This window comes from Methanosarcina sp. DH2 (genome assembly GCF_020804225.1).
Lineage (GTDB): Archaea > Halobacteriota > Methanosarcinia > Methanosarcinales > Methanosarcinaceae > Methanosarcina.
Genome location: NZ_WJBI01000001.1, coordinates 529,938 through 544,831, shown reverse-complemented (window position 1 = coordinate 544,831; position 14,894 = coordinate 529,938). Strand labels below are relative to the sequence as shown.

The 14,894-nt window shown below is 41.8% G+C and carries 16 protein-coding genes; 8 read left to right on the top strand and 8 right to left on the bottom strand.

Going from position 1 to position 14,894, the window contains the following annotated elements; genetic code table 11:
• Positions 1-200: 200 nt before the first annotated feature.
• The 6 genes from FXV91_RS02335 (at position 201) to ftsY (ending at position 3,633) form a co-directional block, all read left to right on the top strand.
• A complete protein-coding gene (locus FXV91_RS02335) occupies positions 201-356 on the top strand; it encodes a 50S ribosomal protein L39e (protein ID WP_011024005.1) in 156 nt (51 codons plus the stop codon).
• A 19-nt stretch (positions 357-375) separates the two neighbouring features.
• Positions 376-645 carry a 50S ribosomal protein L31e gene (locus FXV91_RS02330; RefSeq protein ID WP_229387954.1) on the top strand — a complete coding sequence of 90 codons (270 nt, stop codon included), beginning with the start codon at positions 376-378 and terminating at the stop codon, positions 643-645.
• A gap of 31 nt (positions 646-676) precedes the next feature.
• Positions 677-1,336, top strand: a complete 660-nt coding sequence (locus FXV91_RS02325; protein WP_229387952.1) for a translation initiation factor IF-6 — start codon at positions 677-679, stop codon at positions 1,334-1,336.
• Positions 1,333-1,569, top strand: a complete 237-nt coding sequence (gene rpl18a, locus FXV91_RS02320; RefSeq protein ID WP_255679853.1) for a 50S ribosomal protein L18Ae — start codon at positions 1,333-1,335, stop codon at positions 1,567-1,569. The genes FXV91_RS02325 and rpl18a overlap by 4 nt, the downstream gene beginning before the upstream one ends.
• A 5-nt stretch (positions 1,570-1,574) precedes the next feature.
• Entirely contained in the window at positions 1,575-2,003 is a 429-nt protein-coding gene (gene pfdA / locus FXV91_RS02315; protein ID WP_229387950.1) for a prefoldin subunit alpha, read from the top strand.
• A 373-nt stretch (positions 2,004-2,376) separates the two neighbouring features.
• Positions 2,377-3,633, top strand: coding sequence for a signal recognition particle-docking protein FtsY (gene ftsY, locus FXV91_RS02310; protein ID WP_229387948.1), 1,257 nt, complete (start codon positions 2,377-2,379; stop codon positions 3,631-3,633).
• Positions 3,634-3,829: 196 nt separating this feature from the next.
• Here the strand turns inward: ftsY and FXV91_RS02305 are convergent, their stop codons facing one another.
• The 3 genes from FXV91_RS02305 to FXV91_RS02295 form a co-directional block, all read right to left on the bottom strand.
• Positions 3,830-4,009, bottom strand: coding sequence for a PspC domain-containing protein (locus FXV91_RS02305; RefSeq protein WP_229387946.1), 180 nt, complete (start codon positions 4,007-4,009; stop codon positions 3,830-3,832).
• 234 nt (positions 4,010-4,243) lie between these two features.
• A complete protein-coding gene (locus FXV91_RS02300; RefSeq protein WP_229387944.1) occupies positions 4,244-5,335 on the bottom strand; it encodes a hypothetical protein in 1,092 nt (363 codons plus the stop codon).
• A gap of 35 nt (positions 5,336-5,370) precedes the next feature.
• On the bottom strand, positions 5,371-6,351 hold the full coding sequence (locus FXV91_RS02295; protein ID WP_229387942.1) for a DUF523 and DUF1722 domain-containing protein: 981 nt from the start codon (positions 6,349-6,351) through the stop codon (positions 5,371-5,373).
• A gap of 325 nt (positions 6,352-6,676) precedes the next feature.
• Here FXV91_RS02295 and FXV91_RS02290 point away from each other — a divergent pair, with 325 nt between their 5' ends.
• On the top strand, positions 6,677-7,342 hold the full coding sequence (locus tag FXV91_RS02290) for a peroxiredoxin (protein ID WP_322225304.1): 666 nt from the start codon (positions 6,677-6,679) through the stop codon (positions 7,340-7,342).
• 751 nt (positions 7,343-8,093) lie between these two features.
• Here the strand turns inward: FXV91_RS02290 and proC are convergent.
• From proC to FXV91_RS02275, 3 genes are all read right to left on the bottom strand, one after another.
• Positions 8,094-8,906, bottom strand: a complete 813-nt coding sequence (gene proC / locus FXV91_RS02285) for a pyrroline-5-carboxylate reductase (protein WP_229387938.1) — start codon at positions 8,904-8,906, stop codon at positions 8,094-8,096.
• A 397-nt stretch (positions 8,907-9,303) separates the two neighbouring features.
• A complete protein-coding gene (proB, locus tag FXV91_RS02280; protein WP_229387936.1) occupies positions 9,304-10,461 on the bottom strand; it encodes a glutamate 5-kinase in 1,158 nt (385 codons plus the stop codon).
• A 137-nt stretch (positions 10,462-10,598) separates the two neighbouring features.
• Complete coding sequence (locus tag FXV91_RS02275) at positions 10,599-11,942, bottom strand: glutamate-5-semialdehyde dehydrogenase (RefSeq protein ID WP_229387934.1); 1,344 nt, start codon at positions 11,940-11,942, stop codon at positions 10,599-10,601.
• A 955-nt stretch (positions 11,943-12,897) separates the two neighbouring features.
• On the opposite strand from FXV91_RS02275, the gene FXV91_RS02270 reads away from it, so the two are divergent.
• Positions 12,898-13,314: a DUF356 domain-containing protein gene (locus tag FXV91_RS02270; protein ID WP_229387932.1), complete on the top strand. Its 417-nt coding sequence runs from the start codon at positions 12,898-12,900 to the stop codon at positions 13,312-13,314.
• A gap of 212 nt (positions 13,315-13,526) precedes the next feature.
• Here FXV91_RS02270 and FXV91_RS02265 read toward each other — a convergent pair whose 3' ends face one another.
• Together FXV91_RS02265 and FXV91_RS02260 are read right to left on the bottom strand one after the other, a co-directional pair.
• Positions 13,527-13,979 carry a toprim domain-containing protein gene (locus tag FXV91_RS02265; RefSeq protein ID WP_229387930.1) on the bottom strand — a complete coding sequence of 151 codons (453 nt, stop codon included), beginning with the start codon at positions 13,977-13,979 and terminating at the stop codon, positions 13,527-13,529.
• Positions 13,980-14,088: 109 nt separating this feature from the next.
• Positions 14,089-14,415, bottom strand: coding sequence for a DUF167 domain-containing protein (locus tag FXV91_RS02260; RefSeq protein WP_229388577.1), 327 nt, complete (start codon positions 14,413-14,415; stop codon positions 14,089-14,091).
• Between the last annotated feature and the right edge of the window lie 479 nt (positions 14,416-14,894).

Below are 14,894 nucleotides of genomic sequence, written 5' to 3'. Positions count from 1 at the left end.
CGAGTTATATTCAACCCCTATACTGCTGCAGATTAACCACAGACTATCATAGAATTTATAGTATATGGTTTACAGGCCTGCCGATTCATTCCGGCATGACAGAGCCGCAATTACATAAGGGTTGAAATCACGATCAGCTAATTTACCGGATATAACTAATTAATAGAATCAAATTACTTAAGTCAACAGGTGTGGTCCACTTGAGTCATAACATGAAAGGACAGAAGAAGCGTCTTGCAAAGGCGCACAAACAGAATACGCGAGTCCCGGTGTGGGTTATTGTGAAAACTAACCGGAAGGTAGTGAGTCATCCCAGGCGCAGGCACTGGAGAAGAAGAAGTCTGGATGTAAAATAAGCGAGGATGGTGGGAAAAAATGGCAGACGACATGGTTAAAGAACAGATCTATACTATTCCCCTCAGAGAGACAAGAAAGGTCCCTTCATGGAAAAGAGCCAACAGGGCAGTTATTGAAATAAGGGGTTTTCTCGTAAGGCACATGAAAACCGAATTGACGCAGGTTAAGCTGGACAAATCCATCAATGAACGTCTCTGGGAAAAAGGCTGTGAAAAGCCGCCTCTCTCAATCCGGGTACGGGCTGTGAAATTCGCAGATGGTGAAGTACAGGCAGAACTTGCTCAGTAAATACACCAGATAAAGCGAAAAGTCAAAGAATATGATTCGAACAGTGGATATCTACGATACCCCGATAATCGGGGTTTTTGCAACCTGCACCGAGGATGTTGTCCTCGTTCCCCCTCTGACAAAACCGGAGGTCTGCGCTATACTCGAAGAAGCGCTGGGCGTAAGGGTCGTCGAGACTCTTATAAATGGAAGCCTTGTAGTGGGAGCCCTTTCCAGAGGCAACTCAAACGGTTTTCTGCTTCCATACGGATCCGATGCCGAAGAGATGCAGAAGCTCACCGGCGTTCCTGCGGGAACTCTTCCGGACAGACTGAATGCAGTAGGAAACATTGTGCTTGCAAACGATTCCGCCGCCCTTGTTCACCCCGAACTGTCAGATATGGCTCTGGAAGCCATTGCCAAGACCCTTAAGGTGGACGTTTACAGGGGAACAATTGCCGGGATTAAGAATGTAGGGATGGCAGGAGTCGTTACAAATAAAGGACTTCTGGTGCACCCTAAAGTCACAGCTTCGGAAAGAGAAACTCTGGAAAAGATCTTCGGACTTCCGGTAAACATAGGAACTACTAACTTCGGAACCCAGATGCTTGGTTCAGGCCTGCTCGCGAACTCAAAGAGCTTTGTAGCAGGCTCTGAAACAACAGGGCCGGAACTCGGGAGAATCGAAGACGCCCTTGGGTTCCTGGAATGAGCTCATATCATCCATCTGTTCCAGAACAAAGTTACAGCAAGAGAGTGGTAATGATGAAGAGTTTTATTGTTAAAGGCAAATTTAAAGCAGGAAATACCTGGGAAAACTTCACAAAGAAGATCGAAAGCCAGAACGAAAAGAATGCAACCGATAAGACATACTCGATCTTCGGAAGCAAGCACCGCGTTAAAAGAGGCCAGGTCCAGATCGAAAGCATAATAGCTGAGGAGTGAAGGATATGGCAGAAGTCAGTGAAGAGATCAGGAATCTGGCAGCCAGGCATCAGGAGTTCCAGAGGCAGGCTGAAGCGCTCAGGCAGGAGATGAGCATGGTACAGGCTTCCATTTCCAGCTGCGATCAGACCATTGTAACAATAAATGAGTTGAAAGCAGCTTCGGAAGCAGGCAAAACTGCGGAAACGATGGTTCCGGTAGGTTTTGGTTCTTATGTTTATGCTGAAGTCAAGAACGCAGACCGAGTGATTGTTAATCTCGGTGCAGGCTTCAGTGCAGAGGAAACTGCAGAGGAAGCTATCGAAACTCTGAACCGCCGCAAAGAGCAGCTTACGAAAATCTTTGAACAGATGAATGCTTCACTGACTAGACTCGCACAGGGTATGCAGGCCCTTGAAGCAGAAGCTGCAAAACTTCAACCTGGCCAGGCCTGAAAAAGTCCTGGCTCAGGAAAAAGTTAACGGATTCGAGAACTCAGAAACCGCATTAAAAAATCGAAGAGTATTTAAGAATAAATAAATATATCATTAACTTAAATAAATATATCATTAACTTAAATAAGTATATCATTAACTTAAATAAKTATATCATTAACTTAAATAAWTATATCATTAACTTAAATAAATATATCATTAACTTAAATAAATATATCATTAACTTAAATAAATATATCATTAACTTGAATAATTTCAAATTTCATTAATTTCATTAACTCTAATTACCTAACTGATAATTGCTTACTGATTTCAATTACTACATTAAACCTCAATTACCTATTTTTTACGGAATCTTTTCGGGATGGATCCTGTGTTCAACAAATTTAAAGAGAAACTTGGGAGTTTTAAGAAGGCACTCAGCAAAACGATCGATGAAAAGGCAGTAGAAGTCGAACCAGTAATTGTTGAGCAGGTGCCTGAAAGCGAAGAAAGCCTTGAAGAGGAAATTGAACCGATAATTGAAGAGGAAACCATCGAGGCTGCCCTGAAAGAAGAAAGCCCCGGAGCCGAAACTGGAACAACTGTTTCTCAGGAAATCGCCCGTGTTTCAGTAGAGGATGTGAAGAAAGTTGAATACAGGAAAAAAGTTGAAAGCAGAAAAAAGGCTGAAGAGAAAAAAGTAGAAGAGGAAAAATCTCCCGAAGAGAAAAAGTCTTTTTTCAAAAAGGTCATCCCGAAAGTAGGGTTTGCTCAGAAAGCTAAAGCTCTCGTGTTTAACAGGGAAGTATATCTGGATGCTAAAGACCTGGAAGAGCCCCTCTGGGAACTCGAAATGGGCCTTCTGGAAAGTGATCTTGCCCTGTCGGTTTCCGAGGCTGTTGTCGAGTCCGTGAAAGACCAGCTTACAGGTACTACAAAAAGGATTGGAAGTAATACCGGAGAGATAGTTGAGGCAGCTCTGAAGAAAGCAATCCTTGATATTGTATCTGCTAATACCTTTGATTTTGATGATTATGTAAGGAACCGGCAAAAACCGGTTCATATAGTCTTTGTAGGGATTAACGGAACCGGAAAAACAACATCCATTTCAAAGATGACGCATAGACTGCTTAAATCTGGTTATTCCGTAATTCTTGCTGCAGGAGACACGTTCAGGGCAGGCGCTATTGACCAGCTGGGGATTCATGCAAGCAGACTTGGGGTAAAGATGATCAAGCATCAGGCCGGAGCCGACCCCGCAGCTGTTATTTATGATGCTGTCCAGTATGCAAAAGCACATAAAATAGATTTTGTGCTCTCTGATACGGCAGGCCGCATGCACACAAACATGAACCTTATGGCCCAGATGGAGAAAATCTGCAGGGTTAGTTCTCCGGACCTTATTATCTTCGTGGATGAAGCCGTAGCTGGAAACGATGCAGTAGAAAGAGCTTCTCAGTTTAATGATGCTGTCCCGATTGACGGGTCCATCCTTACAAAAATCGACGCCGATGCCAAAGGAGGAGCTGCCATATCAATTGCCTACATTACAGGCAAACCGATTCTCTTTTTCGGGATAGGCCAGGGCTACGAAGACCTTAAAAAATTCGATCCCGAATGGTTTGTGGACCAGCTTTTCAACCAGTAAAAATCCTCAAGTTTCGGGAATTAGAATCCAGGCAGTCAGCCATCAGTAAACTGGAAGCTACCGGTAAACAGAAAAATAGAAAAATTCCCGAAATCTTTTCCGGGATTTTAACTTGCAAAAAAAGTATTGCAGAAGTAATACTGCAGGTTTGTTTAGAAAGGTAGAGTCATTTCAGTAACCTGAAAGCTCCTGGATTTTAAGGCTCTTCGGGAATTATGATCCAGGCTATAACATAGCCAACTATTCCAATCCCTTGCAGAGAAAGGAGGACCCATAAAAGCCTTATAAGCGTAGGGTCTACACCAAGGTATTCGCCTATGCCCCCACATACACCGGCAATAATCCTGCTTCTCTTTGACCTGTACAGTTTCTTCATTATAACTACCTCCACTCCAGGAAAACACCCGGGGTTACCTGAAAGATATCCGACCGTCTAATTTACCGGGTTCCGTTTAATTATACCGGATTTTATATGATTTTCCCCATATAATGGATTGATTATATACGATTTATAAGTAACTCACCAGTTTGCTGAGTTTGTCGAAGTCATCGAGATTTCAGGCTTTAAACTTAACCTGTGAATCAAGAAAGACTTTCTATCAACGTTCTATCAGATACTTACCCACTCACTCATTATCTCTTCAGAGAACAGGTTTTCACCGATAGCCCGCACGTATACCCTGAAAGTCTCTCCCCCAGGCACTCTGAGCCCTTTTGCAGCAAATTGATAAGCTCCTTCCGGTTCGACTTTAACAGGATCACTTTCTATCTGATCCCATACCCTATTCTCGTCATCAGCCTGAAGGGCAACATAAACGGTGGTATTTTCAGCTATTTCGGAACCTACGTTTCTCAAAGTGACATTAACATCCACGACCCCTTCTTTTTGCGAGTACTCGCACTGGGCTTTGAAATCAAGATTTACAAGGGGTCTTCTGTACACAGGGATGACCTGAACTGGATCGTCCTTGTACTCTACAGGCATCTCTCCTATCTGCCAGTTGCTCCCCGTAGTTTCCAGATAGTAGTAACGATTGTTTTTATATTCGAAACCCCTGCCCTCCTGTTTGGAGTCACATCTTATTCCGAGAGCCATATGCTCCGGGAGTTCGAGGAGGACGACATCGTATCCCATCTCCTGCAGGATTGCTACGGAAAGGATGGAGGTATCCTCACAGTCCCCCCCATTATCATAAAGGGTCTCATAAGGAAAACGAGGGTACTGGTCATATCCGGAACTTGCAAAGTCTGATGTGTAGTTCAGTGACTGGATAAAAGAAACACAAAGACCCGGCACCTTGTTTTCTTCAAGTCCGTACTCCTTTGAAAGGGAAAAGAGAGTATCTGCAATACTTTTAATCAACCAGTCATCATACGGATCAGAGGCAAAAAGGTCATAATCCCTTTTGCGCGTCCTTGACTTGTAAGCATCATAGAGCTTATCGTCAAGCAGTAAAGTAAGATGCCATCGGTAGCCTTCATAGTTCCATGAGTAGGTTCTGGAAGATTCCCCTGGTGCTATTGACTCTTCCGTGACCAGACTATCAGAAATCTCAATATTTTCATTTTCTGCTTCCAGCAGGCTCTTCTGAATTCCTTCGTTGCCAGAATCCCCGGAGACCTCAGAAAAAGGCCAGAAGAAAAGAACCCCGGCCAGATAAACGAGTAAGAAAAGAAAAATCAGTTTAATTCTAGCTTTCATACTTAGCGCCCACCCACAAATACCTTAATAAAGTCCTATTTCCAGAGATCTTCTCTTAAGTGGGACTCTATCGGATCCACTTCCATCAGATCTTCAGGATATGGTTCGAAAAAGGTCTGATGCATAAGGTAGCTATTCTCAAAACGTATGATCCATGACCTGATTGTGTTTATTGCAGGACAGAGAGAAGCCCTTCCTTCCCTGTACTTCTCAACCCAGTCCAAAAATAGGGTTTTCTCACCGCTCGAAAGTTTATCCGAAAAATGCCCGAATGCATGCATTAACACATTGATGATGGAGGTGTATCTTGGAGCACTGGAGAGAGCACTGTACAGATGTTTCTCATAGTCGGAAGCCAGCTCTTTGAAAGGCTTGCCCTCTCTGTTTGCAGCAATCTCGCCTAATTTACGGAGTTCTGCCTGATTATAAGCCATGAGAAGCAGTTTGTTCTCCGTGTGGAAACTTATCAGATCTTTCATATTACCTTCGGACTTTACCTTCCGAAAAGCTGCCAGTGTAAAGAGTTTTGTGAGAAAATGTTCTTTTATCCGGGCATTGCGGAGCCTACCTTCGTCCTCAATAGCAAGGAAAGAGTACCTTTCCAGAACCGCACCCCCAAAATATCCCGACGTTTTTCCAACTGCCCCTTTTCCCTCAACAGACGGGTAAACCTTCACATCCTTGAGCCCGCAGGAGGGAGACCTGAACTTCATTATGAAACCGTCCACATCTTCTATAGAGTCAAGGAAACAGGTACAGAAAGTTTTCATTTTCTCAGTGACATCCTTCCCGCTCGAGGGCTGAACAAGTCTGTTTTCTCCTCTGTCAAGGATTATCCTCACCGGATTTCTTGGGACTCCAAGCCCTATTTCTACTTCTGCACAGACAGGCAGGAAATCAACGTACTTCTTAAGTTTTGCCACAACATGACTGCTAATCATATCTCCGTTATATCGGCAGTGATCGAACTCAAGGCACCTGCTAACGACAACCTTCGGCCGAGAAAACTCTCTCATTTAACCCCCATACAAAAAGGAGTTGCTTGCATAAATTGCTTTCCAGACAAAAAAGAGCATGAGACATATTCAGAAGATAAGTGGAAATATTATAAAAAGAGATTATAAAAGCAGTATTTCCAGAAAAGGGGGCTTTTTCCCGTTATTGGTAAGAGATATATAACAACGGGAAATAATAGTTAGGTAGTTTATGGGGACGATTAAGGGAATAGATAGTACTTTTCAGGATTAAGTACCGGTAGCCTGAAATTGCGCTTTTGATAACGTAAAAAGATTGCAACCTAAAGTATGAGGTGAGAACATAATAGAAGCAACATCCGAGCAGATACACATGCCTCTCATTGGAGAGGATGCCCCTTCGTTTACTGCAGTGACAACACAGGGAACAATCAATTTCCCGGATGATTATAAAGGGAAATGGGTTATTCTATTCAGCCATCCTGCAGACTTTACTCCCGTATGCACTACAGAATTTATGACCTTTGCCAGTATGCAGGACGAGTTCAGGGAAATGAACACTGAACTTATAGGTCTCTCCATAGACAGCGTCTTTTCCCATATTGCCTGGCTGAAGCGAATAGAAGAGAAAATCGAATATAAAGGGATGAAAAATCTCGAGATCAAATTCCCGGTGATAGAAGACCTGAAGATGGATGTCGCGAAGAAATACGGCATGATCCAGCCAAAAGCCTCGACCACGCAGGCTGTAAGAGCCGTATTTATTATTGATCCTGAGGCAAAAGTCAGGACAATACTCTACTATCCGCAGTCAACCGGAAGGAATATGCAGGAGATCAAGAGAATTGTGATTGCTCTGCAGAAAAATGCGGCTGAAAAAGTCGCAACCCCGGCTAACTGGCAGCCAGGAGATGACGTAATCATTCCGGCTCCGAATACAATGGAAGGAGTGAAAGAAAGGCTTGGGAAGGAAGAAGAAGGCAGGTGCTGCCTTGATTGGTTTATCTGCCTGAAAAAAGATAGCAAAAAATAACTTAAAAACAGTAAAAAACGTTATTTTATTTTTTAGATAGGGGTTTTATTTTAGATAGGGGTTTTATCTTTCATATAGGAGCCTCGCAGAGAGCAGGTTTTCGGGCTATATTCAGTAGGCTATTCCCACCTGCCTCTTTCAGAGTCGAGAAAGAGGGTATTCCCGCCTTATGTAAAAGAATTTGAAGAGGAACCTCTTACCCCCATAAGAGATCCCCCATGGCGAAAGGAGAAGGTCCAGGACTCCATTTCGCCATAATTCATCGCAATTTATGTTCAGCTCGTTCTCGTCTCAGTTTTACAGTTATCATGATTCCAAGTTCACTGACGCATGTAGCTATGAATGGAAAATTCATAACTCCAGGAACCTGAATATTGATACACTGAGATAAGAGTATCTTCAGAACTGAAACCCAGGCATGCAATATGAAGTATAACCCCCATTAACCTCAGTTATGCATGCTTAGCTTAATTGTCAGGTAGAAAGTAATATTGAAACCACTGATATATAAAATTTATCTGTATCTATAATAATTGATCATTAACTATTTGAAAAAAATTAGAGAAAAATAGCAGAAAGAATGCCAGAAAGCAGAAAAAAGAAAAATTTGTCTCGAAAACCCAATTTTATCTTAAGAAATTTACGCTTTGAAAACTTATAAAAAAGAAGCAGAATGAATGAAAAAAAGAAGCAGAATAAATGAAAAAAGAAATAGAATGAGTGAAAATTAAGAGAAGGAAAGAAGCTGATTTTATTTCTTCCCAAGTTCCTTGGAGCGTTCACTTGCTTTTATGACAGCATTCATAAAGGCAGCTCTTATTCCGGCTTCTTCGAGGGCGTGAATCCCCTGAATAGTAGTTCCGGCGGGAGATGTAACCATATCTTTGAGTTCTCCGGGGTGCATGCCTGTTTCAAGTGCCATTTTTGCGGCTCCCAGTACAGTCTGAGCTGCAAGGGTAAGGGCACTTTTCCTGTCCATCCCCTCAAGAACCGCCCCGTCAGCCATAGCCTCTATGACCGGAAAAATGAAAGCAGGACCGCTTCCCGAAAGCCCTGTAACGGCGTCCATCAGAGATTCCGGCACCTGGACTGCTGTGCCAACCGCAGAAAAAATCTCAAGGGCAGCTTTCTGGTCTTCGGGAGTTGCGTTCTTTCCAGGGGAAATTCCCGAGGCCGCCTCTGAGACTGTGGCTGCTATATTTGGCATAACGCGCACAACCCTCGTGCCTTCGAGAAGAGCATCCTCGTAAGTGGAAAGAGGTACTCCTGCAGCAATTGATATCAAGAGTTTTTCTGAGGTTATTTCATTTTTCAGATTTGAAAGCACCGAGCCAAGGGTCTGGGGTTTTACCGCAAGAATAAGAATATCCGATTCCCGGACAATAACAGCATTATCGGTCGATATCCGGATTCCCAGCTTTGCCTGTAGCTCTTTTAAAAAAGGCTCGTATACATCGCTTGCACCTATATTTTCGGGTTTTACAATTCCGGCTTTAATGATGCCCTGCATGAGAGCAGAACCCATTTTTCCTGCCCCGATGAATCCTATTTTTCTATCTGTCATATGTAAAATCTCCTTATTTCCAGAAAAGTAACTGTAAATAAACTATAAGTTTGAAAGAGAATGCTTCAGAAACCCATTTGCGGAGGTTAATTTCAAACGCATCTGCATGCGTTACCTGTCGAAGCTCCAGAGAACCCGATATTACCGTTCAAACTCTCAAAATCGGCATACTTGTTTTCAGGACTGATACTTGTTTTCAGGACTGATACTTGTTTTCAGGACTGATACTTGTTTCCAGGACTGATGCTTGATTCCAGAATTAATACTGTGATTCTGAAATATATTCACAAAACTTCATTTTTGAATTCATTCATTACTAATTTCTTGTTAAATAATGAATTATTTTGGAATCGAAGCGACAGAGGCAATCCGGGAACTCTTCTTGAGTCCGATAGGTTCAGTTTAACTCTTCCAATATGCCAATGTTTTCTTTTTTTATAACGTTGTTATAATTATTATAGCCCAGAATGCTTTCAATCTGGTCTGTATGAGTTCCTTTTATTTTGATTAGTTCTTCAGAGGTATAGTCTGTTATCCCTTTTGCAAAGATTTTGCCTTCACATTCGAGTTTTACAACATCCCCTCTATCAAATGTCCCTTCAACGTCCACAACGCCTGCCGGGAGCAGACTGTTTTTCCTGAGAACCGCAGCTTTTGCCCCTGAGTCCACGCGGACAATACCGGAAGCCCGGGCAAGAATAATCCAGCGAGCACGGTTTTTCTGAATATGCCTCTCAGCGAGAAAAAGAGTTCCTATTTCTTCTCCGGAGACAATCTTCAGAATAACATCCCCTACATCACTATTTGCAATCACGACATAGCAGCCTGCCATGCTGCAGATCTTTGCAGCTTTTATCTTTGTCCGCATCCCTCCTACGCCCTTGAAACTTGTAGGGTCACCCCCGTAACTTTCGATTTCAGGTGTGATCTTTTTTATAAGAGTCAGAAGTTTTGCATCACTATGCGTTTTTGGGTTCCTGTCAAAGAGACCGTCAATATCCGAAAGGATGATCAGTAGGTCAGCATCAATTTTGCTTGCAACCATTGCAGAGAGTTTGTCATTGTCCCCGAAGATTGCTTCAATCTCGTTTGTACAGGTACAGTCATTTTCGTTTATTATCGGGACGACACCATATTCCAGAAGGGTCGAGATGCTGTTTCTCAGGTTAAGATAGGTTATTCTATCGGAGTAGAATTCATAGGTGAGAAGCATCTGAGCTACTTTCATCCCGTATCTGGAAAAAGCCCTGCTCCAGTCCTGCATCAGTATGCTCTGCCCAACAGCTGCAGCTGCCTGCCTTATAGGGATTTCACGAGGTTTAGGGGCTATGCCCAGCTCGTTAAGTCCGACACCTATTGCTCCCGAACTTACAAGGATTACTTCTTTTCCCTGTTTCCGAAGCTCAGATACCTGAGCAGCTATGCTTTCCATGAAGGCCGGGTCAATGTTGCAGTTTTCCTTTGTGTGGTCGCAGCCCTTTCTGGTGATCGAAGAAGTTCCAATTTTAATAACGATTTTATTAACATCACGGAAGAATTGTTCTCTATCTATCAATGGAAGTGCCTCTTAATGTTATTTGGAAGGCGACTGCAGTTGATCTCAGCCGCATCCAGGATTTCCGGTTTTTGCACTTAACCTGCGTGGTATTTCAATTCAAATATATAAACATATCATAAATATTCAAGGATGTATTAATTTACATCCTCGAACTTAAGGTCAAGCTTCCTGTGGGTATAGGGTTTTGCGTTTTCTCCTGCATAGTCTGCAACAACCTGGCCTTTACCCATGAGGATATACTTGTAAATCAGCAGCCCTTCCATGCCAACAGGTCCACGGGAGTGGATCTTATTCGTACTAATCCCTACCTCGGCGCCTTTTCCATAGCGGTAACCGTCTGCAAAACGTGTTGAGGCATTAACCATAACGCTTGAAGAATCAACAAGCCCTATGAATTCTTTTCTCCGCGAAGCATTTTCCGTAATTATCCCATCCGTGTGATGGGAGCCGAAGGTATTTATGTGGTCAATTGCCTCCTTTATCGTATCTACGAGTTTTATTGAAAGGATAAGGTCGTTATATTCAAGGCTCCAGTCCTCTTCAGCGGCTCTTGAGAGAGGAGAAAGCCCCTTTTCTGTAAGTCGGGAATAGCTGTCCTTGTCACAGCGCAGTTCCACTCCTGCCCCGAGATACATTTCTGCCATCTTCGGCAGGAAAGCATCTGCAATCCCGCGGTTTACAAGAAGAGTTTCAATGGCGTTACATACTGCAGGGTACTGGACCTTAGCATCAAAGCAGACCTTCCAGGCTGTGCTCAGGTCTGCAAACTCGTCCACGTAGATATGGCAGATCCCGCTCGTGTGCCCGAGTACCGGGATTTTTGTATTATCCTGAATGAACTTGACAAACTCATTGGAGCCTCTTGGGATCAGGAGGTCGACATATGCATCAAGGCTCAAAAGACTCATGATCTCTTCTCTGGTTTCCATTAGCTGGAAGGCGCCTTTCGGCATACCCTCTGTAGATTCTATGGCTCTTACAAGAATATCAAAAATAATGCGGTTTGACTCCCTTGCTTCACTCCCGCCTTTAAAAATAGTTGCATTCCCGCTCTTCAGACAGAGTGACATCACTTGAGGCACTACGTCTGGCCGGGATTCGAAAATTACTCCTATCAGACCTATAGGGCAGCTTATCTGATAGAGGATCAAATCGTCATCCAGCTCGAGTGTGGAAAGGGTATCTCCTACAGGATCCTTGAGCTTTATTACATCCCTGATTCCTGCGATCATCCCGTCAACCTTTGAGTCAGTGACCTTAAGCCTGTCCACAAGTGCCTGGGTAAGCTTTCCTGCTGTTTTTAGTCCGGCTGCATACTCAATGTCCTTTAAATTCGCCTCAAGGATAACTTTTCTTTCCCTGTCCAGGGCTTTTGCCATGGCCTCAAGTGCCCTGTTTTTTATCTCTTCACTTACACTGGAAAGCTCAATTGAAGCTTTTTTTGCCGTAACCACTTTAGTTTCAATATCTTCAGCCATATATTCACCGTCTTTATGTAATAACCTTGAACACTTCAACCGGATAGATTGATATCAAATAGACAGACATCCAATAGACTGATGTCCAATAGTTGATGTCCAATAGAATGATAACAGGTTCTTAAACCGAATCCGATCTATCTAGCCAGCTACGGGATCAAAGATTCACATAATATTTAGCTAACCGGGATATTAAGAAGAAGGACTCAGTCCACAGAATATTTGAGTTTTTTCATACACATAGATGAAAAAAGAACACAGAGAGTCCTATGATAAATATTTTTGTATACTGTTTCGGTATATGATATGGTAAGGTTCTAAATAAAAGATACCATTTGGTGAAGTAGTTTTTGTTTTTTTGATAAAATAGGATCAGTTAAATTTATATATATTAGTATTTTTATACAAGTCAAAATGATATTTAGTAAGTATATAAAAATATATAAGGCTGAAGAGCTCGTTTATTTAATAGTTAACACTGATAAAAACTTCATTCAGGCTGAGACCGGAAATAAAAAATCTAGTTTACAAGATTTAAAAAAAATAGTATTATATTATTAAAAGAAAAAAATATTATTTAAAAAACGCAATTAAAATAAGGCTTAAAGTAAAGTTATCTTGTGGAGGAAATATTATTTCAAAACGAATATATATACGATGCATATAACTATAGAATATGCGGCTTCATTTCATGGAGATGCATACTAAATCTTGAAAAAAGAGATTCTGGAATACCCCTGTAATTTTTGAGCATATTCTGCATAAGAAAGAAGGCGGACAAAATACTACGGCCCCGGAAATGGTCATTTTTAGCATTATTAATATGATGAGGATGCCGCATTCGCCCGGAATAAATCATGGTCGTCTACTAAGCCGTTTCATACACAAAGTTTATTATAGGGGCAGATCCATATCGAAATGGGGATAACTTCAGTAGATTGGTGGTGTGTAAAAAATGAAATCATTCGCATTAGTCCGGACAGACGACTCGGATAAAGTAAAAATAGCATTACATGACCTAGAACGATACGGACATATTCAATTTTCAGCTACTCCTAAATGTATAGAACCTAACTATGCTGATGAGCTTCTTGTAAGTGTAATGGGCGTATCACTCAAGTCAAAATGCAACTCTGCAGCCCTTGTAGAGTTGAATAACCACGCTGGAGCAGCTATAAGCAGGTTGAAGAAGATTCACCCCCCTGCGCATATAATTATTATCAGTCCAAGGCATAAAATGTTTGAAGAGCTGGCTGGCAAATTTCAAAAGTATCCGGAGTTCGACAGAACATTCAATCATCAAAAGAACCCGCAAAGTATGGATATGATTCAGGAAAAAGGAGAATCGTCCAATCCAATGCATAAGGAATAAGGCTTCCTCTTTTTTAAACTGTAATAAGTATTAACTTTTACTACCTTTTTCTCTCAAACATACCGGGAAAAAGGGAACTCTATTTTTAGAGATTAAAAAACCTCAATTTATCTAATTAGACTAATTACCTGTTCTAATTGTTAATTGTCAAATCTAGCATTTGTTTCATATTCCTGATTTTATCTAATTAGACTAATTACCTGTTCTAATTGTTAATTGTCAAATCTAGCATTTGTTTCATATTCCTGATCAAAAGATGAGCCTGTTTTTGACCTGAGTTTGGAAACGTAAGTGTACAGGCTTTCTATGTCTTTGATTTCTTTCTGTGTTATTAGCTTCAGTTTATTTCGGATCTGAAGTTCAGGCTTTACCCCAAAACTTCCGAAATATTCTGAAAGTTTGGCGGCAAGCAGGTCACCTCTCCGATCCCAGTCTGTCAGTATAATGACCTCACAGCCAAGCCTCGCTATCCTCTCAGAAAAATTAAAAAGAGAGTGCCGGGTTGCAAGTTCGAAGCTGCCTTCAATGCCAAGCCGCTTCATGGAAAGAATATCCCTTTTTCCTTCAACAATAATTACTGCTCCCCTTTCAGAGTGTTCTGAAAGTTCTAAGAGCAATTCTTCAATCCTTTCCAGTCTTTTTCGGTAGATTTCAAGATCAGTCACGTTATTCTGCAACCTTTTTCGTTAAACAGGAGATATAGTCAGAGGATTACTCTTTGAGTCCGAAGATTATTCTTTGCAATTGTGTCTTTATTCGGCCTTTATTCGGCCTTTATTTATTTAAGCGGGCTCCAAAAACAGAAACAGCCTGTTGATAGGAGACCCCTTTTATCAGTAAGGACTTTTTGCTGCTTGTGGCTCCGTTGCTTATCAGAATATCCGAACTGCTAATCCCGAAGAGTTCGGCAAGGCTCTCAATAAGTTGTTCATTTGCCTTTCCTTTCTGGGCGTTTTTAGTCAGCTTTACTTCAATTCTCCTGCGCCATTCATTATAGCCGCTTGGAACGGAAAGCGACCTGGAACCCGGAGTGACTTCGATATCAATCATAACACCGGAATCCAGAGCTTTTATTGCCTCTTCGAAGGACATGTGTGTCATCTTTTTGAAGATATAATATAAAGCAGTAACGAAGTAACCGCAACAACTGGCAATGAGAATCATCAAATTAACAAAAATAGCCGGAAACTAATAAGCTGTGAATTAGGGGCTGACAAAATCAGAGTCAGCTAATAAAGCGTGCATTTTGGATCACTATAAAAGTTATTGTAAGCTATTTTTTATGAAAAATAGATTTGTGTAGAATAGTGCTGTGGCCCGGACGCACTAACTCCGAAAGATCATCCTCTGGTTTTCCGCAGTCCCTTTCAGTTACCCTCGTGCCGGGCAGTGTCACACTATCGATGTATCGCATTGGGGTTGTCTGTACACTCACAGTTAGGATTTACCATTATCTCGTGCAAGGACCTATACAATGCGACTGGCAGTTATATATAATTACTAACTTATAAATATGCCGGTAAAAAGGACATCGTTATGTGCAAATATAATTAAAAGAATCCGTTTAAAACATAAGAAAA

What these genes read in the sequence shown, in the direction of transcription:
- FXV91_RS02330 (WP_229387954.1), top strand. Translation starts at nt 376, where the DNA reads ATGGCAGACGACATGGTTAAAGAACAGATCTATACTATTCCCCTCAGA.
- FXV91_RS02325 (WP_229387952.1), top strand. Translation starts at nt 677, where the DNA reads ATGATTCGAACAGTGGATATCTACGATACCCCGATAATCGGGGTTTTT.
- rpl18a (WP_255679853.1), top strand. Translation starts at nt 1,333, where the DNA reads ATGAGCTCATATCATCCATCTGTTCCAGAACAAAGTTACAGCAAGAGA.
- pfdA (WP_229387950.1), top strand. Translation starts at nt 1,575, where the DNA reads ATGGCAGAAGTCAGTGAAGAGATCAGGAATCTGGCAGCCAGGCATCAG.
- FXV91_RS02305 (WP_229387946.1), bottom strand. Translation starts at nt 4,009, where the DNA reads ATGAAGAAACTGTACAGGTCAAAGAGAAGCAGGATTATTGCCGGTGTA.
- FXV91_RS02300 (WP_229387944.1), bottom strand. Translation starts at nt 5,335, where the DNA reads ATGAAAGCTAGAATTAAACTGATTTTTCTTTTCTTACTCGTTTATCTG.
- FXV91_RS02295 (WP_229387942.1), bottom strand. Translation starts at nt 6,351, where the DNA reads ATGAGAGAGTTTTCTCGGCCGAAGGTTGTCGTTAGCAGGTGCCTTGAG.
- proC (WP_229387938.1), bottom strand. Translation starts at nt 8,906, where the DNA reads ATGACAGATAGAAAAATAGGATTCATCGGGGCAGGAAAAATGGGTTCT.
- FXV91_RS02275 (WP_229387934.1), bottom strand. Translation starts at nt 11,942, where the DNA reads ATGGCTGAAGATATTGAAACTAAAGTGGTTACGGCAAAAAAAGCTTCA.
- FXV91_RS02270 (WP_229387932.1), top strand. Translation starts at nt 12,898, where the DNA reads ATGAAATCATTCGCATTAGTCCGGACAGACGACTCGGATAAAGTAAAA.
- FXV91_RS02260 (WP_229388577.1), bottom strand. Translation starts at nt 14,415, where the DNA reads ATGACACACATGTCCTTCGAAGAGGCAATAAAAGCTCTGGATTCCGGT.